Annotated in this window: 12 protein-coding genes; 4 read left to right on the top strand and 8 right to left on the bottom strand. The window is 62.9% G+C overall.

The window, feature by feature from the left end:
* Positions 1 to 199 precede the first annotated feature (199 nt).
* Entirely contained in the window at positions 200 to 2,896 is a 2,697-nt protein-coding gene (locus O3303_RS19675) for a TonB-dependent receptor (protein WP_269562143.1), read from the bottom strand.
* Positions 2,897 to 3,154: 258 nt separating this feature from the next.
* Between O3303_RS19675 and O3303_RS19680 the strand changes: the two genes are divergently transcribed.
* The gene (locus O3303_RS19680; protein ID WP_269562144.1) at positions 3,155 to 3,913 is read left to right on the top strand and encodes a LytR/AlgR family response regulator transcription factor; all 759 of its coding nucleotides are present in this window, start codon (positions 3,155 to 3,157) and stop codon (positions 3,911 to 3,913) included.
* On the opposite strand, the gene O3303_RS19685 is transcribed toward O3303_RS19680, so the two are convergent.
* A complete protein-coding gene (locus O3303_RS19685) occupies positions 3,910 to 7,341 on the bottom strand; it encodes a PAS domain S-box protein (RefSeq protein WP_269562145.1) in 3,432 nt (1,143 codons plus the stop codon). The two genes, O3303_RS19680 and O3303_RS19685, sit on opposite strands and share 4 nt — an antisense overlap.
* A gap of 736 nt (positions 7,342 to 8,077) precedes the next feature.
* On the opposite strand from O3303_RS19685, the gene O3303_RS19690 reads away from it, so the two are divergent.
* The 3 genes from O3303_RS19690 (at position 8,078) to O3303_RS19700 (ending at position 9,963) form a co-directional block, all read left to right on the top strand.
* A complete protein-coding gene (locus O3303_RS19690) occupies positions 8,078 to 8,491 on the top strand; it encodes a DUF2147 domain-containing protein (protein WP_269562146.1) in 414 nt (137 codons plus the stop codon).
* Positions 8,492 to 8,607: 116 nt separating this feature from the next.
* Entirely contained in the window at positions 8,608 to 9,501 is an 894-nt protein-coding gene (locus O3303_RS19695; RefSeq protein ID WP_269562147.1) for a T9SS type A sorting domain-containing protein, read from the top strand.
* Positions 9,502 to 9,558: 57 nt separating this feature from the next.
* On the top strand, positions 9,559 to 9,963 hold the full coding sequence (locus tag O3303_RS19700; protein ID WP_269562148.1) for a DUF4890 domain-containing protein: 405 nt from the start codon (positions 9,559 to 9,561) through the stop codon (positions 9,961 to 9,963).
* A 128-nt stretch (positions 9,964 to 10,091) separates the two neighbouring features.
* On the opposite strand, the gene O3303_RS19705 is transcribed toward O3303_RS19700, so the two are convergent.
* The 6 genes from O3303_RS19705 to O3303_RS19730 all read right to left on the bottom strand — a co-directional run bounded on the left by O3303_RS19705 (position 10,092) and on the right by O3303_RS19730 (position 17,312).
* Entirely contained in the window at positions 10,092 to 10,313 is a 222-nt protein-coding gene (locus O3303_RS19705; protein WP_269562149.1) for a hypothetical protein, read from the bottom strand.
* A 124-nt stretch (positions 10,314 to 10,437) separates the two neighbouring features.
* Positions 10,438 to 11,853, bottom strand: coding sequence for a T9SS type A sorting domain-containing protein (locus O3303_RS19710; RefSeq protein ID WP_269562150.1), 1,416 nt, complete (start codon positions 11,851 to 11,853; stop codon positions 10,438 to 10,440).
* 182 nt (positions 11,854 to 12,035) lie between these two features.
* The gene (locus O3303_RS19715) at positions 12,036 to 14,063 is read right to left on the bottom strand and encodes a T9SS type A sorting domain-containing protein (protein WP_269562151.1); all 2,028 of its coding nucleotides are present in this window, start codon (positions 14,061 to 14,063) and stop codon (positions 12,036 to 12,038) included.
* Positions 14,064 to 14,150: 87 nt separating this feature from the next.
* Positions 14,151 to 14,561 (bottom strand): DUF4890 domain-containing protein, encoded by a 411-nt coding sequence (locus O3303_RS19720; protein WP_269562152.1) that lies wholly within the window; start codon positions 14,559 to 14,561, stop codon positions 14,151 to 14,153.
* A gap of 150 nt (positions 14,562 to 14,711) precedes the next feature.
* Complete coding sequence (locus O3303_RS19725) at positions 14,712 to 15,995, bottom strand: hypothetical protein (RefSeq protein ID WP_269562153.1); 1,284 nt, start codon at positions 15,993 to 15,995, stop codon at positions 14,712 to 14,714.
* A gap of 105 nt (positions 15,996 to 16,100) precedes the next feature.
* Complete coding sequence (locus O3303_RS19730) at positions 16,101 to 17,312, bottom strand: hypothetical protein (protein ID WP_269562154.1); 1,212 nt, start codon at positions 17,310 to 17,312, stop codon at positions 16,101 to 16,103.
* Positions 17,313 to 17,316 lie beyond the last annotated feature (4 nt).

Consider the following 17,316-nt stretch of genomic DNA (forward strand, 5'->3'; position numbering starts at 1 on the left):
GTGTGTGGGGTGGCGTATCAGAATAGAACAAAACTACTACTGGGAATTATCCGGTTTTTAGCTGCTCGCTCAATCGTCGTTTCTACGAAGCGAATGCACCGCTACGCTACGCGAGTTTCCCACCCCGGGAAACAAACAGCCTCTCCCGGTTAGGGAGAGGCTGTGGGAATAAATGAGTCAACAGGCAATGAATGAGCAATTAACGCACCTCCAGCCGCAGGCCCATATACACCTGTCGTCCCAGATCAGGACCACCATAGATCTGAACCTGGTGCACATCCGCCAGGTTGGTACCCCCACCTCTTAGTGTCAGGCCACTTTTGCCCAGCGTGTAGGCTACGCTCGCGTCCAACGAGGAGTAGGTAGGGACGTTGCCCAGGGCAAACGGCGTTTCGTAGCGGAAGCCCTGCACCCAGCGGTAGTCCATGCTGTAGCGCAGCCGGCCCGTTTCGCCCCGCAGCCCCAGGTTGTACTTGTGCTTGGGCGTATTGAAGTAGCTTAGCTCGCCGGCCGGAGTTTCATCCAGGAAGCTATAGGTGTAGTTGGCATTCACTGCCAGGGGTTTGGCAATGGCCAGCGTCAGATCGGCCACCGCCCCACCCGAACCCGTGGTTCCGCTTATGCTGTAGGCCGTCTGCACGACACGCACCGGGCTGCCGGGCTGGTTGAGGGTAGCCAGTTCTGCGGGCGACGGCCGGCTGCCATCGGTTTTGCTGATCAGGTTCCGGATGCCCACCAGGTTCCGGTAGTGGTTGTAGTAGTAGCTTACGTCCAGCGTTAGGCGCTGGCCCAGCAGACCATGGTAGCCTACCTCCGCCGTCTGCACCCGCTCCAAATCCAAGGCATCGAGGCGCACCAGGGTGGTGGCCGGGTCCACGCCCGGCGTCAGCACATCCAGTGAATAGCCGTCAAAGCCCCGGCCTACGTTGCCCAGCAGGATGGCTTGCCCGACATCCAGCCGCGAGTACTGATAAAGCTGCGTGGGGGCGCTGTAGGCCTGGCCCAGGCTGCCCCGGAAATTGTGCTGCCGCTGCTCGCCGGCCGACACAACGGCCGAAGCGCGGGGAGAAACCACCGTGTTGAAATTGCGGAAGGCGTCGACCCGTGCCGCCAAGGCCAGCCGCAGGTGCCGGTCCAGTAAGGTGCGGGTAGCCTGCCCGTAGCCGCTGTACTGGTAATTGCGAATTTTCTCCTCCGGTGAGGACTGAGCGAACAGGTTGCCCCCCTCGCTGCCCAGCCGGAACTGCCGGTACTCGGCGCCTACCAGAACGTCGGCAAAGCGTACCGGCACCGTGTACTGACCACTCACGTTCCGAATGCTGGAAGCGGCATCAATGCGGGCTCCCTGGCCCGGCAAACTAGTGCCCGCTACCCGGCTTCGCACGGCATTAAACTCTTCCGCGCCAGGGGTAAGCTGCAAGGATGCGGTGGCCGACTTGGCGGCCTGGTGCGCACCGGTCACATTGCCGGGACTGGCAGTCAGAAACTGGGTATATACCTGCTCGTAAATGCCGAAATACTGCTGAGCGTAGCTGAGCTGTGCCGGGCCGGTGCGCGGATCTACGCTGGTTTGCATGTAAGCCCCCAGCAGGCTCATGTCGTAGGTGTCGCCACCCTGATCCTGGCTGCTGTAGGCGCGCAGAAACCAGCTGCCGCCGTTCAGCTCCAGGTGGTGCAGGTGCGTATCGGCTTGCTTTACCCGAAACCGGCTGGCACTCTGAAACGCCGCGTCGGAGCGGGTAAAGCGGTACTCATACAAGGCTTTCACCCGCGGCGTCAGCAGATACGCCAGGGACGGGTTGAGGCGGAAGTTGCGCGCCCGGTCGTCCCGGGCTACTATCTCCTTCTCCGTCCAGCCCGGCATGTAGATGGTCTGCCCTGCCAGCGCTCCACTCCGGAACGTGTTGCCGATGTCGCCGTAGCGGTTTACCGCATTGTAGCCCCGCACATCCTGGCGGGAGTTGTTGGTCGGGTCTACCAGCAGGCTCTGGGCCTCATCAGAAGCGGCCAGCCAATCGTTGGCCTGGAAGGCACTACCGGTTACTTTCAGGGCGAGCTTATCGCCGAGGCGCTGGGCATACCGCAGCTGCCCCTGCAGCATCGAGCGGGAGCCCCCCCGGATTTCCACCGCCAGGCCCGGATACTGAAAGGCGTCCTTGGAATTAATCAGCACCACCCCGCTCAAGGCATTGACCCCGTAGAGCGCGGAGGCTGGCCCGTGCAGTACATCCACTCCAGCTATGTCAATTTCCGGCAGGCCCTGCAGGTTGCCCAGGTTGGCGCTCAGGCTCGGCGACTGCACGTCCACGTAATCGACGAGCTGCAGCGTGCGGGTGGTTTGCAGCGCGTTGAACCCGCGGGTGCTCAGGTTGGTGAGCAGCATACTGGCGGCATTGCCGTCCACCGATTTCAGGTGCGTGAGCGTGCCGTACACTTCCGGCGTAGGTGAATCAGCCAGACGCTGCTCCCCCACGTGGTCGAGCGTAACCGGCACGCGCAGCACGTTTTCCGGCTTGCGGGAAGCCGCCGTGGTTACCTCCCCGCGGTCGGCCGCACCGGCGGCGGCCAGCACCAGCTGCAGTTCCTGCCCCGCTCCCTGGCGGGGTAGCTCAAACACCTGCGACGTAAAACCAGCCCGGGTGAGAACCAGGCGCGCCGGCTCAGGGCCATCCAGCCGGATGCGCAGGCTGAAGCGGCCTTCCGCGTCTGAGAGGGCGCTGTAAAAGGTGTTTTCCACCGCCACCAGCACATTGGCCACTGGCGTATTATTCTGGTCGCTTATCCGGCCAGTTACCACTTCACTGGTTTGCTGAATGTTGACGGCCGGGGCCTGGGCAGCGGCAAGGCCGGGGCTTGTTAGTAGCAAGGCAAGATGTAGCGTACGAATTGCGGACATAGGTGGTTCAAAAAGAGAAAAGAAGTAGCTTCGGCGCAGTGCTGATCAACGCCTGGCCGTGGGAATTGACAAAGCTATCAGCCCCCACACGCAGCAAATCCGAGTATTGGTTGAACCGGCGGCTTTGCTTCCCGAAGTGGGGATTTCGCGGGGCGAATAGTACTTTTGCCGCAGCCGGTCCGGCACGGTCCGGCACGGGCCAAACAGCCCCCTGGGCGCCATCGGCGGCTGGCTCTCCTCCCTACTCCCTTATTGCCTATGTCTTCCACCGCCTCTGCTGCCACTTCCCCGCTCACCTGCATCGTGGTGGATGACGACGCATCGGCCCGGGCTACGCTGGAGCATTTCGTATCCCTGACGCCCACGCTGAACCTGGTGGCGTCCTTCCCCGACGGGCTGCGCGCCCTGGAGTATTTCCGGGCGGGCAACGAGCCCGACATCATGTTTCTGGATGTGGAAATGCCCCATCTGAGCGGGCTGGATTTACTACGCCTGCTCGACGAGCCCCCCTCGGTTATCCTCATCACGGCGCACGCCGAGTTTGCCGTCGATGCCTTTGACCTACGGGTGGTGGACTACCTGATGAAGCCGTTCAAGTTTCCGCGCTTTATGCAGGCAGTAAAACGGCTGCAAAAGCCCGTCAAAGTATCTGCTCTCCCGGCTAGGGAGCCCATGGGCGGGCCGGCCGCGGCGAAACTGCCGCCGTCGGGCCTGTTCGTCAAAGTCAACAACCGCCTTGTGCAGGTGCTGCTTGATGATATCGTGTACGTGGAAGCTTTAAGCAATTACGTGGTGTTGGTTACCACCAAGGGCAAGCAGATTGTGTACACGACGATGAAGGACTTTCATAAACGGCTGCCGGAAGGACGTTTTCTGCGGGTAAACCGGTCGTTCATCATCCATACTCGCTGGATCGAGTCGCTCGACAACCACGATGTGCATTTAGTTGGGGGCCACACCGTGGCCATTGGCAAGTCCTACCGCGACGCATTTCTGGAAAAGCTGAACGTTAGCTAGTGGGTTTGCTCGCGCAGCAGCAGTTGCCGCGCCTCTTCCAGGGTAAGCAGCACCCGGTGCGTAGCCTCCGTGAGCTGCCGCAGATCCAGGGGCGGGGCCTGCAGCGTAGCCAGCGCTTTCTGGGCCCGCCGGATGCCCAGCACCAGCAGGACCGGCCGAATCTGGTGCGCCAGCTGCCCGGCCGCCTCCCAATCGTTGCGGGCGGCGGCCTGGCGCAGCTCCTGCCCCCGTGTCGGCAGCTCCTGGAGGTACAAGGCAATCATGCGCTGCACGAATGCCTCATCGCCCTGCGCCTGGGCCCGTAGCATCCGTAATGCCCGGCCGGTAGTGGCGGGCAGCGCTGGCGGGGCCATAGCACCTGATGATGCGCCAAGTAAAGCGGCCAGGAGCTGCTTCGGCTCGAAGGGCTTGGGCAGATACCCGCTAAAACCACACTCGCGCCACTTCGCCGGATCGGCGTAGAGCACATTCGCGGTCATGGCTACTACGGGCAGGTTGGCCTGGCGGGCTTCCGGCTGCTCCCGCAGCCAGCGGGTCACCTGTTCCCCATCCATGCCCGGCAGCTGGATATCCATGAGTACCACGTCAAAGTCCTGTTCTGTCAGCAGGCGCATGGCGGCTTCCCCGTCCAGGGCCGTGCTTACCTGCAGCTGCCACTGTTGCAGGGGATGAAGAGCCAGTTGCTGGTTGACCAAATTGTCTTCGACCAGCAGTACGCGCCGGATTCCGCGCCCGGCCAGTTGGGCTGCCACCTGCTGCCGGGTACGGCCGGCAGCAGCCGGGGCCGGGGCCGACGTTTTGGCCAGGGTAAGCGTGAAACAAAACGTGCTGCCTTGCCCCGGCACGCTTTCCACCCACAGGCGGCCCTGCATCTGCTCCACGAGCCGGCGGCTGATGGCTAGTCCCAGACCCGTGCCGCCATACTCGCGGGCAATGGCCGGGCTGGCCTGCACAAACTCCTCAAAGATGCGCTCCTGCTGCGCCAGCTCAATGCCAATGCCCGTGTCGTGCACGCTGAAGCGGAAGGACTGGTGGGAGCTGGTTTCCTGCGTCAGTTCCAGCCGGAGCTCCACGCCGCCCCGTTCCGTGAACTTGAGCGCATTGCCCAGCAGATTGAGAATGATCTGGTTGAGCCGCAGAGCATCACCCAGTACCCAGGGGCAGGCGAGCTTCGGAAGCGTAAGCCGCAAAGTCAGCCCTTTCTCCCGGGCGCGATAGGTCAGCGTATCGACGGTAGTGCGCAGGGTCTGCGGCAAATGAAAGGTGCCGGCCTCCAGCTCCAGCTGGCCGGAAGTGGTGCGGGCGGCATCCAGCACGTTGTTGAGCAGCGCCAACAGATGATGGCTGGCCTGCTGCAGCGTTTGCACGTATTGCGCCTGGACGCCGGTCAGGGAGGTATCGGCCAGCATCCGGCCCATACCCAGAATCCCATTGAGAGGGGTCCGGATTTCGTGGCTCATGTGGGCCAGAAACGTTTCCTTCGCCTGGGCGGCGGCTTCAGCCGCTTCCTTGGCCTGCCGTAGCTGTTGCTCCACTAAAATGCGGGGCGTAATGTCCTGGCTGTAGCCGATAACATAGGGGGACTGCCCGGGCTCGTCTACCCGGAAATTCGAGTACAGCAGATACCGGGGCTGCCCGTCCGAGTCGGGGAGATTCATGATGCCCCGCTGCTCGGGTTGGTGGGTGATGCCCGCCAGGTAGTCTTCCAGGGCCGGCCACTGCGCGGGCGGCAAGGCCGAGGAAAGATGCTGCCCGACCAGCTGCTCAGTGGGTGCGCCCATAAACTGGACCGTGGCTGGGTTAACGGACTGCACGTAGCCCTGCAGGTCGTGGGTGATGATGAGGGCCTGAGAGTAGTTCATCAGGTCGCGGTACTGCTTCTCGCTGCGACGCAGGGCCTCCGTGGTCTGGCGCGTATCCGTAATGTCGGTGGCGACACTGATGACAATGCGGCTGCCGTCGGCGCGGACAACCGGGCGTTTGATTGCTCTAAACCACCGCGCTTCGCCGCTGGTCAGCGTGAAGGTCATTTCCACTTCCAGCTCCCGATTCAGGTCCAGGGCGCGCTGCTGGTCGGCGATGTGGCGGGCCAGCTCGGCCGCTTCCACGGAGTTAGCGGCGGCGGTAGCGTGCCGCCCCTGGGCCGCTATCTGCTGGAAAGCCGGGTTGGCATACAAGGGCTGATGCTGCTCGTCCGTCACCAGCACCAGCGTAGGGCTGGCGTCCATGACTTCATTAATGAAAGACCGTTGGTCGTTGATCAGGTTCTCCTGCTGCTGGCCATGCGCTTCCGCCCGGACCCGGTCGGTGATATCAACCTGGTAGTCCAGCATCCGGCTCAGCTGGCCCCGCTCATCCAGAATCGGGAACAGGTGGCGTAGCCAGTGCCGCTCGCTACCGGCTTCCTCCCAGGCCATGGCCTGGCCCTGCCGGCGGGCCAGGTCGAACTCCTGGCGAAAGCGGCTGTCGGCAATAACCGGCTGGCCCCGCAGCTGCTGGCGCAGCGTTGCCTCGGGCTCTACGGCCCGGTTCAGAAACAGGTAGCGCTGGTCGGCATCATACACGGCCAGGCGTGCGGGCAGGGCGTTTAAGATACCCGCGTAAAAGTGCTGTTGCTCATCGAGCTGGCGCTCTGCCTGGCGCAGGGCAGTCACATCCGTCAGGTAGAGGTGCACAAATTCTTCCCCTGGGAAAGGCAAAATGCTTACCTGGTAATCCCGCCGGGCCAGCGTTACCTGATGGAATAGAAGTTGCCGGGCATGCAGGGCGGTCTGAATAACTTTGCGTAGTCGTCGGGCCAGCTTTCCTTCCGGGTTCTCTTCGTACCAGGCTTGTAAGGGCGCGGCCGCGGCGTTGGCGTAGAGCAGTGCTCCCGTCTGGCTTAGCCGTAGAACTGGGTTGGGATTACCCTCCATCATGTGCTGGAGCACGGCTGCCCGCTCGCGCTCAGCCCACACGGCCGAAATATCCTGGTAGCTGATAATCTTGCCCATCGCTCGGTCCTGGCCCGGCAAGGTGACAGGCAGGCAGTCCCGTTGCAGCCGGCGGCCATCCCGTAGCTCCAGCACATCCGTAACCAGTACGCCCGGGGCCAAGTCTCGCGCTGCCAGCGTCGAAGCATGCTGGGTTTCGTCCTGCAACAGTTGCCTGCCCAGGGGGCGTACCTCTTCCAGGGTACAGCCCAGTAGTTCGGTGGCAGGCTTGTCCAGACCAAAGAGCTGGCATACCTGCTCATTGATGAACACAATCCGCTGCTGGTCATCCACTGCCACCAACCCCACCGGCAAATGGCTGAGCATCGTCATAAACAACGGGGCGGCGTCCGGGACAGTGATCTGTGCGGCCAGGAAGTTGGCGCGCTGCTCTGCCGCCTGACAGGCAGTCCGGGCTTCCGCGAGTTGGCGGGTGAGTTCGGCTAAGGATGACATGGGAGACGCGGCAATCGGGTGAGTTGGCGAAAGTAAACAGAATGCTTCGCCGTTTCCGTTGGATCAGGGCTCAAGGTACTAGTCAGGCCAGCAGCCCGGATGCATACTGTATTCCGATGCGGCGCTGCAGCGGACGAATCCGCTTCTCCAGCGGATGAGCCAAGAACGCAGCTTAGGGCTCCCCCCTGCTGCCGTGCTATGTAGATCAGCCGGCCTTCTGCGCAGGCCGGTTCCGGCCAGGTTCACCAAGCAATAGCCTGTCCTATCAGATACATGCCAGTGGGCAGCCCCGTCAGATCCAGCGGACCGGCAGCGTTGCCGGCGACTGGCTGCCGGCGCAGGATCCGGCCGATCAGGTCAAGTAGGGGGATTTTAAACAACTGGAAGGAAACCGCCGGCCCGGCCTCACACCTACGCCATTTTATCTGGTTATAGACTTGAAATTCAATACTTTATTCAGGCAACAGATAAAAATACAGTCTTAACGACCGTTGTCCCTACCCGCTGATGATAGCATCAGAGTACGGGTCAAGGTATCCAACCCCGATATCTTTACGGGGGCATTTGCCTACCCAAAACCACCGGCCCCCTGGTTATCTCAGGGCCAATTCCGGGTGGTTCAGGACCGAATTTGGGTAGTTCGAATAGGTTTTGCGGGCCCAGTACTACTGGGGGCTGTATTGTTGTGCCACGGAACGCCACTGGTGGCGGGCCGCTCACGTCAAATATTCCTCCCATGCAATCGGCAAAGACTTTCCTGCTGGCGCTGGTTTTGCTCCTTGGCCTGGTGCTGCGCACGGCTGCGCAGCAACCTGCCCCGGCGGCCCCTATTCTGGGCACGTGGCTCAGCGAAGACTGGAACGGCAAAATCACGTTCACGCAGGCCCCCGACCAAACCTATACCGCCACTATTACCTGGGTGCAGCCGGGGGCGGATGATAGTAAGTTGAAGGTGGGTGATGTGATTGCCAAAGGCTTGAAAGGCAGCAAAAACCAGTATGCCAGCGGCCAGCTCTACGCCGCTAAGCGCGGACGCTGGGTGAACGGCGCGGTGTACCTGGAGAGCATCAAAAAGGGTGGGGCACTTACTGTCTCCGTCAGTAAGGGCATGACTGGAGTGACTGCTTTGGTTCCTTGGAAACCTTATTGACAACCGCTTAATCTCGACAGCCCAACCCTTTTTGATGCTCTCCAGTAAACCCGGCGCGCTTTGCATCATCAAACGGCAAAGTCAACCCCTTCTTCACTTTGTCAAATTTTACCAACATGAAGCGCATCCGTATTCAACCCACTATTTTCGCTCTGCTCTTGCTGCTGGTCGCCACCGTTGCGGGGATGGGCCGCCCGACAGCCGCCCCCTTCCAAGGCCCTGGTGGCCCCGGGCGTCCCGAAATCAAGGCTTACCTAAAACAGAACGTATTGCCCGTGGTGCGGCGCCAGCGCCAGCAACTGGAACCCTTACTCTCCGCGGCAGACCAAGCCCAGCTCGCCGGCTATCGGACCCAACTCCGGGCGATTCGCCAGCAGCGCCAGGCCCTGCAGCAAAGCATCGGAGCAACTGCTGCTCCGGACAGTGCCCTTCCTGCCCTGACGGCGGTCCAACGCCAACAGGCCCAACAGTTGCGCACGCAGGCTCGGACCATTTTGCTGAGCGTGGCCCAGTTGGCGCAGAAATACGAAACCGCCATCGCCCAGCAGCTCGTGCAGCTTCAGCCCCAGAAAGAGCAATGGGCCTCCGATATCGAAGCCATTGTGCTGAAACACGCGACACCCGAGCAGCAGCAGCAGCTCAGCCGTTTCGCGGGCCGGCGGGGGCACCGGGGGGGGGCGGTCAACGGACTTTTCCGGCCCGTGGCCTTCCTGCTCCTGGCACCCAGTACCCCAGGCACTACGGGACAGCTGGGCAAGCCAACTACCTTGTATCCTAACCCGGCCGGCGCCACCGCGCAGCTCGATTACCGCGTTGAAAAAGCAGGGGCCGTGACCATCAACCTGCTGGACAGCCGGGGCCAGTTGCTGCGTACGCTCGCCACCGAAGCGCAACAGGCCCCCGGCACACATACCAAGCAAGTAGCGCTGGGCGACCTGCAGGCGGGCACTTATTACTACCAAATCACGACCCGTGCGGGCACCGAAACCAAGCGATTTTTAAAAGAATAAGTTTTGTGTTAAGCTGTTCAATAGTTTATTCCTCTATTTCCTTTCTTTTCTTCCCCGATGAAAAATATGCTTCTGCTGTTAGCTGCTGTAGCCCTGACGGCCACTTGCCGCGCCCAAACTCCCGCCACTGCGCCCCCAGCCAGTTCGGCCAGTCGGCCGGCACCCGCGCAGCGCGCCGAACGTCAGATTCAAACCCTCACCCAGGAACTTAACCTGACAGCCGAGCAAACCCCGAAAGTGGAGAGCATTGTCCAGGCACAACAGCAGGAACTTCAGGCGCTACGGGCCCAAACCAACGGGGGCGGAAACCGCCGGGGGCTGTTCAAACAGCTCAAAGCCGCCCAAGAGAAGTACAACGGCCAGTTCCGGGCCGTTCTCACCCCCGAGCAATTCACACGCTATGAGCAGCTACAAGCGCAGCGTCGGGAACAATTGCGCGACGCCCGCCAAAACCGTCAATAGCCGCTAGCAAATCACAAGTGCTGCGGTGGCAGCTGGCAAAAACAGGAAAGGGTAGTCATTTCGCCGCGCCAAGCTGCCGCTTGCCATCACAGTGCTGGCAGTAGGTAAGCGATGAGTCAGAAGGCTGGCTACCAGAATTTCACGTATAGCCCCGTAATGAGCAGGATGATAGTCGTAATCAGCGCCAGCTGCCGGGGCGACACGCGGAACATGCCGCGCTCCAACTCAATGGCTTTGGGGTTCACCGCCGGCTCGGCCAAGCTGATGACCAACTGAGCCGTGAGCACGGCCAGCAGCGGAATGGTCACGGCCCGGACTTGCCACGCCTGCCGGCCTCGGATGGGAAGCATTTGCTAAGAACTGGAGTGCATCAAAAAGCGTGGGTTAATCCTCTTTTTCAGTTGTGCTGGGCAACAGCAAAGCACCTAACCACAGAACTCGGAAATTGAATGCCCCACCCTTTTTGATGCTCTCCTATTCCTTCAAAAACCGAAAGGACGGCAGGAATCCAGCGGCCGTTTGCAGTCGCAGCAGGTACAGGCCCGCGGGGAGTGGCCGGATATCTACCCGGCCCGAGGAGCCGTTGCCGGCCGCAGTGAGCACCAAACGGCCGAGGTCGTCATAAACCGTGAGGCGGCTTACGGATGCGGCGGCCGCGTAGGTGAAGCTGGCCGCAGCCGGATTGGGGAAGAGCGTCACGGCGGTGTTCGCCGGGGCCGCGCCCTGGGTGGCCGTGACGATGGGCGCCGCAAACCGGTTAAAGAACCGGACAATGTCATGGACCAGGTCGCTGTGAAACTTGTGCTCCGTGAAACAGATGAACAGCTGGTCGTCAATGTCGTCGAAAAACGGCTGGTACGCCACCGGCAGCAGGGCCTGCCAGGGCGAGGCCGTCCGCGGGTTGAACGTGAGAAAGTCGCGGGCATCCAGCAAGCCGGCGGTTTTCAGGCGGGTGTAGATATCGGCCGACATAGTGGAGTCAATCCCGGCAATGCGCCGGAACCGGTTGGGCGTCACGGGGAAGGGCTCGTGAATCATCAGCCGGGCCGCGATGCCCCGTCCCCGCAGCAGCTGAAAATTGCTTACACAGCGCTGCAGCCGCTGAGGGTCTTCGAGCGTGTCGCGCCGCGAAGCCATCCAGTAAGTCGGCGACAAGGTGGCCGTGATGGCCGGCACCAGGCCCGGCGTCGCCCCCAGCACGTTGGCCCGGAAACCGAGCAGCCCGGCGATGATGGACGTGAAGCCGCTGCCCTGCGAGAAGCCCACCCCGAGAACCGGCGTCGCGGCGGTAATCAGGCCCTGGGTCCGAAACGAGGCCAGGATGCCCTGAATGTTCTGCACGTCGGGGTTGGCGGCCACCGTGCCCGCGTTGCTCCACTGCTTGGGCGCGGCGGGGTTGCTCAGGCGGTCGGTGCTTTCAGTGGCGAATACCGCATAGCCGGCCGCCACGGCATAGTCAAGGAACGTGCGGTTCTCCGGCCTCGTGAACCACCCCGTGGCGTTGCCGGACGCGCCGTGGTGGAAGGAGATGATGCCGCGCAGCTGCGCCGCCGGCCGGGGAAAGTGGTAATACAGATTACTGCCGTTGAACCGCTGAAAAACGGGCGTCCAGGCGGGGGCGGCCCGGTACACGGGCGTCAGGGTAGCCGTGGGCACGGGGGGGCGCACCCGCGTGGCCACCGCGAAAGTGTCGCTGAGCACGGCCGCCGGCGTGGCCAGCCACCGGTCGAACACCTGCCCGGCCGGGGTGGGATTGGCCAGCACGTAGGCCGTGTCGGCGGGGGCGTAAGTGCCGCTGCCGTAGCCGCCGCGCACCGTCAGCTGGGCACTGGCCGGGCCGGAGCTGCCCAACGAAAAGGCCAGCAATAGGCCGGATAGTAGCTTTTCCATGCGAATAAAAGGATAGGAACAATTAGTACAAGATGAAGCCCGGCGGTGGGCCGCTTGCTCACGGTGCGGCGGCGGTACAATTCATTCCGGACGACGTGCCTGCCCGCCCCAGCGGCAGGCACGTCGTCCGGGCGACCGAGGTCGGCCGCGGCCTGCCCCGGCGCGGTGCGGCGAGCTGGCTCTTATTCCACGGCCAGGCGTTGCGTCGCCGACCCGCTGCGCACCAGGTACACGCCGGCCGGTAGACCGGTCGGCAGCGCCAGTCGGGTCGTGCCGGTGGCATCGGCCGGGGCGGTGGCTACTGCCCGGCCCAAGGCATCGCAAATGGTCACCGGGGCCCCGGCCTTCGCGTCCAACACCGTCAGGGCGGCACGGGCCGGGTTGGGGTAAATTTGCAGGGTTCCGGGCCGGCTGGTCGCGGTGGTTGCGCTCAGTGGCTGGCTGCTGCTCAACTTATCGACGCTGGTGGTGACGAAGGGCTTGCCGGGCTCGTAGGCGTGGTCCCGCAGGACGTAAATATCCGGGCCGTCAAACGCCAGGGCGCGGGCCCAGATTCGCTCCGCCGTTTGGTCAAACTGATTCAGGCGCAGCAGGTTGCCGTTGAAATCGTACAGGGCCAGGGCCATGTCCTCGCTGGTGATAAAGCCCAGGCTGTTGTTGGTGGCCCCGCTGAAGCTGCCGTTCGTGTAGAATATTACCCCCACGCCGGTGCCCGACAGCGCGATGCCGTCCGCGCCCTGGCCTTCGGTTGGGCCCAATTGTTTCAGCCAGACCACCCCATGCGTTGTGTGGTCAATGCGGGCTGTGTACACCTGCTGCAATTGCGGATTGCCAAAGCCCGGGACTATCGCCCCGGAGGTGAGGCCGTTCAGAAAGATGTCGCCGCTGCCGGGGTCCACCACCAGGGCGTAGGCCAGGTCGTTTTCGGGCGAGCCGTACTGCGTGCTCTTGATTTTCACGCCGGCCGGCGATATTTCCGTGATGAACAGGTCGTAAGCCCCCCGGGGAGTGCCCGTGTCCCCGACCTGCCCCCGGGTGTCGCCGAACAGAATCACGTTCCCGTTATTCAGGGTCTGGCTGCCAAAAACCCGGTCGTTTTCGGGGGTGCCAAACTGCAGCTTTTCCAATACGACGCCCGCAGTTGATATATGCGCCGCTATGGCGTCGACCCCGCCCGCGTTGGCCTGGGTGAAGGTGCCGCTGCTGAAGCCAGTGGCCATCACGGAGCCGTCGTTCAGGAAGGAGATGCCGTAGCCAAAATCCTTGCCGTCGGCCGTGCCGAAAGTAGTCGTCTGCTGCCAGACGCCGTTGCTGTTGAGCTTGACGACGAACACCTCATCCTGGCTTGCCAATGCCCCGCCGGAGCTGCCGATGCCGGCAATGCCGTAGAGTGGGTGCGCGGTCAGGGTGCGGATGTACTCGTTGGGGTTGCTCAGCCAGGTCCAGGCCAGCACCCCGTTCTGATAGGCTTTTACCACGGTTTTCCGCAGCGTGAAATCGTAAAACGCCACCACGATTTTATTGCCCAGGGTGGTCATGGCCTCCCCGCCCGTGTGGTTCAGGGAGAGGTCGAGGGTGGCGCTGATGCTGCCCACCGTGCAGGCGGGCTGCGTGAGGGTCGAGGCGCTCTGGGGGGTGAAATCCGGGACGAACGGCATGATGCCTTCTACTTTTAGCTGACCGCTGGACGCCGAATTGACCACCACGTAGTAGCTGCCCCGGATGGGCGTGTTGAGGTCGATGGAATCTCCCTGGGCCAGAAACCGACCCTGAAAATCCAGCAGCTTGAGGACGGGCGCCGCGCCGCTGTAATTGATGGGCTTGATTTTGATTCGTTCGCCCCGCAGCACCTGGTTAATCAGGTGCTGCCGGGTGCCGGGCGCCATCGAAAAGGTGCCGGTCGACAGAGTCGGCCCCTGCGGGGTGATGGGGATGGTCCGCACCACGCTGGTGCCGTTGGACAAGGCAGCGGTGAGGGTAACGGGCGTCGTGCCGACGTCGTACCGCACGATGGAATTGGTGGTGGGGCCCAGCAGCTGGCCGTTGGCGGAAATCGACCAGCTCACGGTTGCCCCCGGCGGCAGCGCGACGCTGGAATACTGCCCTTCTGCGTTGGGCAGTAGCGACTCCGGGCCGTTATAAGAAACCGTTTGCGCCCGCCCCGCGACGCTGGCTAGCAACGCGAAAAGAAGGAGTAAGGTCTTTTTCATGGTCATCTGGTTGGAAATCATCCGGGCCTCTTTCACCTGGCTTCCCGATGGTGGTTTAAGCGGGTGCAGGGCCTGACCCCGGGCAAACTACTGGCCGCCGCGCCGGGCGCGGAGCCGCTCCTGCTTGAACACCTCGTACTTGCCGTATTGCTCCGCGGTCAGCACGGCCTTCATCTTCGCATCCGTAGCGCCGCCGATGCGCTGCAGCTCGCTCATCATTTGCTGCCGGTCGCCGCCGGCATTGTCGCGGGCGGCCTGCAGCTGGCCCACCTGCTCGCGCAGAATGGCCGTGACCTGGGGCTGCTGCTCGGGCGTCAGCTTCAGCTCGGCCGCCAGTTCCTGCAGCATCTCCTGACGGTTGCCGCCGCCAGCGGAAGTCCGGGTTTGCGCTGCCGAGGAGGCGGCGGCGGGTGTCGTGGTAGCCGCGGGCTTGGTGGTGGAGCAGGCTACGCACAGCAGCGCCAGCAGAAACGTCGGATAGGACAGAGTTTTTTTCATGGGAATAAGGGGCCGCAATGGCAATGAGTAAGAAAGGTCCCGAGCAATCGGGTGGCAGTCTATTGATGTATCTGGTGGCAGTTGGTTTAATGCAGCTCTCGAAGCAGGCGGACGGCTTGACTGAAACCTCACCCCTGCTTATTCACGCCCTCATCTGGTCAGGGGCGTTTCGCAGCGGTGCAAATCGAAGGTTTGCTGGCCTACGGGCTTGCCGTAGTAGTACACCCACACCTTGTTGGGCCCCACCACGTACTCGGGGTCCACCGTCACGCCGTCGAGGGTGCTGATTTTGAGGTGTGCTGGTTCGCCCAGGATGCCCTTGAGCCAGATTTCGCCCTTGGTGCTGCCTGGAATGCCGCCGCCGGCGTACACCTGGTAGGCTCCGTACACCCGGCCATCGAACGCGAAGGGTTCGAACGAGGTCAGGGTGTAGGGCTGGATGGCCGTGGGCGTGGCGTGGCTCTCGATTTCGGTGTAGAGGCCGCCGGCCTGCTGCTGGCAGATGGTGAGCCGGCCGGCGTTTCTGCTGCTGGACAGGTACTGCTGGCCGTTGAGCGCGAAGGCCAGGTCGTCGACGTGGTGAAAGGCGGCGCCGTCGTTGGTGGCCAGGGTGGAAGTCCCCGTCTGCCCGTTCCAGAGCTTGATGTCGAACACCGGCTGGGCGGGGTTACCCCGGAAAGGGTAGAGCAGCGTTTCCGAGTTTTTCAGCCAGCGCGGGAAGGTCAGCTCGTAGGCCGAGCCGGCGGTGTTCTTCACTTCGGCCGCCACGAACACGCGGGTGCCGGGCGCATCGGAGCGGAGGCAGAACAGGCTGTCCTTGGTCGAGGCCACGCTGGACTTTACCACGTAGCTCACCCAGAAGTAGGGCCGGCCGGGGTCGTGCGACACGTTGAGGAGGGACTTTTGGTCGGCGTTGAGCGGGCTCAGCGTGTGAGCCGTAAGCGTGTTGGTGCCGCTGCGGCGGAAGTAGCGCAGCTGGCCGCTCTCGTTCTGGAGCAGAAAAAACGGCCCCTGGCTGTCGGCACCCCAGTAGGGCCAGCCCTGGCCCAGGATGGTGTCCACGTACTGCTTGCCCGCCAGGTCGGGCAGGCCAGTGGTCAGGTTCACGTCGGCGTAGTAGACCTTGGCCCGGCCGCCCCCGATGGCTTCAATCCACACCATCGAGCGGCTGTCGTCGGAGAATTCCACCTGCAGGAAATTGCTGCCGATGATTTCATCTTTGGGCACAAAGGCCGCCGGGGTAGGACCCGGCGTGGGGTCGGGTGCAGAACTGTCGGCCTGGCAGGCCCCCAGGAGTGCGGTGCCCAGCACGAGCAACCCGGCGAACCGCCGGGTCAGGCCGCCCGCCACGCGGGTAAGTGTACTGCGGCCCACGGTTTCCGCGGGGGTGCATTCGATAATCATGGGGCGGGGACTATGGGATAAGGGTATCATGGAATCGGTGTAAGCGGTTTGTTCCAACGTTTGCCCCCGGCCTCCTCTCCGAAAAGGAAAGGGGGAAGCTGGACGGGTTAGAAGGGTCCATCGACCCGGACCAGCCTAAAGCCCCGTTTCGCAGCGCCGCAGGCGCAGGATGGTGGTCGGGTCGAGGTTGCCGTCGGGGGTGGCGGCGTCGTCCACTTCGGTGTAGTAGACGTAGAGGTTGGTGGCCGTCGGGTACGACTCCGGGTCGGTGCGGACGCGGACGGCGGCGTCGGACACCATCTTGTACGTCGGCGCGGTGGCGCTCACGCTGGCCAGCCAGATTTCGGCCGGCAGGCCCGACGTTTCCAGCGGCGAGGCCGAAGCCATGAACGTGATGTAGGACTTGCCCTTGTAAATCACCGGCTCCGGCGAGCCGATGTTCACGTAGGCCGGGTTGGTGGAAGGGCAGCGGAACTGTTGGAACGGGGCGTAGGTGTTGCTGCCCGGCGCGGTTTCCTTAAACACCCGAATTTCGTTGCCGTTGGCCTTGGCGAAGAACATGCGTGCGTTGCCCTGGTCGGGCGCCCGCCACATGTAGGGCCGCGAGTAGGTGGTGCCGCTGCTTTGGGTGAGCTGCACGGGCGCGGCGGTGGGGGTGGCGGGGTTGAACAACCCAACCTGGCTGTTGGGCAGAATGCCGGTCAGCACCTGCTCGTCCTCGGCCCAGTGGGCGTCGGAAAAACTGCCGATGGAAAACTCGGTGCCGGGGTTGTTGAAGAATTTATATTTCGTGGTGCCGGTGCCGGGCGAAGTCGCGCATTGAAACGCGGCCACGTTGTCGTTCGGGTTCTTCGTGGCCCGCGGCAGGAAGCGGTTGGGCGTGGCCATGAGCGTATTGAGCGTCCAGGTCGCGGCAGACGTACCGGCCGCGCCGGTTTCGGTGGCCACGGCCACGTAGCGGCTGCCACCGCTGTTTTTGGTGTACACGATGGCCGCGCCGGCTTGGATGAAGGCCCACTCGCCGGCGTTGAAGGTAGAAGTAAGCGGCACCACGTCGCCACCGTCCACCAGCGTTTGCTGCCCGTTGCCCACGGCCAGCTTACCCGTCGCGGGGTCGATTTTACACACCCAAATTTTGTGGTCGGTGATGGACTGCCAGCAGATGCGCCCGGTGTAGGGGTCAAATTCGGGGTCGCCAATCTGCGCCCGCTCGTCGCTGACCAGGATGTCGGTGGCGCTGTCCGGGGCGCTGGGCGTGGGCGTGGTAGTGGCCTCTTTGCCGCAGGCGCCGAGTAGGAGAGCGGTGCCAAGCAGCCATGGCGCCCGGAGGGATGAGGGGAATTTCATGAAG

The organism is Hymenobacter canadensis (assembly GCF_027359925.1).
GTDB lineage: Bacteria > Bacteroidota > Bacteroidia > Cytophagales > Hymenobacteraceae > Hymenobacter > Hymenobacter canadensis.

What these genes read in the sequence shown, in the direction of transcription:
- O3303_RS19730 (WP_269562154.1), bottom strand. Translation starts at nt 17,312, where the DNA reads ATGAAATTCCCCTCATCCCTCCGGGCGCCATGGCTGCTTGGCACCGCT.
- O3303_RS19690 (WP_269562146.1), top strand. Translation starts at nt 8,078, where the DNA reads ATGCAATCGGCAAAGACTTTCCTGCTGGCGCTGGTTTTGCTCCTTGGC.
- O3303_RS19685 (WP_269562145.1), bottom strand. Translation starts at nt 7,341, where the DNA reads ATGTCATCCTTAGCCGAACTCACCCGCCAACTCGCGGAAGCCCGGACT.
- O3303_RS19680 (WP_269562144.1), top strand. Translation starts at nt 3,155, where the DNA reads ATGTCTTCCACCGCCTCTGCTGCCACTTCCCCGCTCACCTGCATCGTG.
- O3303_RS19695 (WP_269562147.1), top strand. Translation starts at nt 8,608, where the DNA reads ATGAAGCGCATCCGTATTCAACCCACTATTTTCGCTCTGCTCTTGCTG.
- O3303_RS19710 (WP_269562150.1), bottom strand. Translation starts at nt 11,853, where the DNA reads ATGGAAAAGCTACTATCCGGCCTATTGCTGGCCTTTTCGTTGGGCAGC.
- O3303_RS19675 (WP_269562143.1), bottom strand. Translation starts at nt 2,896, where the DNA reads ATGTCCGCAATTCGTACGCTACATCTTGCCTTGCTACTAACAAGCCCC.
- O3303_RS19705 (WP_269562149.1), bottom strand. Translation starts at nt 10,313, where the DNA reads ATGCTTCCCATCCGAGGCCGGCAGGCGTGGCAAGTCCGGGCCGTGACC.
- O3303_RS19715 (WP_269562151.1), bottom strand. Translation starts at nt 14,063, where the DNA reads ATGAAAAAGACCTTACTCCTTCTTTTCGCGTTGCTAGCCAGCGTCGCG.
- O3303_RS19725 (WP_269562153.1), bottom strand. Translation starts at nt 15,995, where the DNA reads ATGATACCCTTATCCCATAGTCCCCGCCCCATGATTATCGAATGCACC.
- O3303_RS19700 (WP_269562148.1), top strand. Translation starts at nt 9,559, where the DNA reads ATGAAAAATATGCTTCTGCTGTTAGCTGCTGTAGCCCTGACGGCCACT.
- O3303_RS19720 (WP_269562152.1), bottom strand. Translation starts at nt 14,561, where the DNA reads ATGAAAAAAACTCTGTCCTATCCGACGTTTCTGCTGGCGCTGCTGTGC.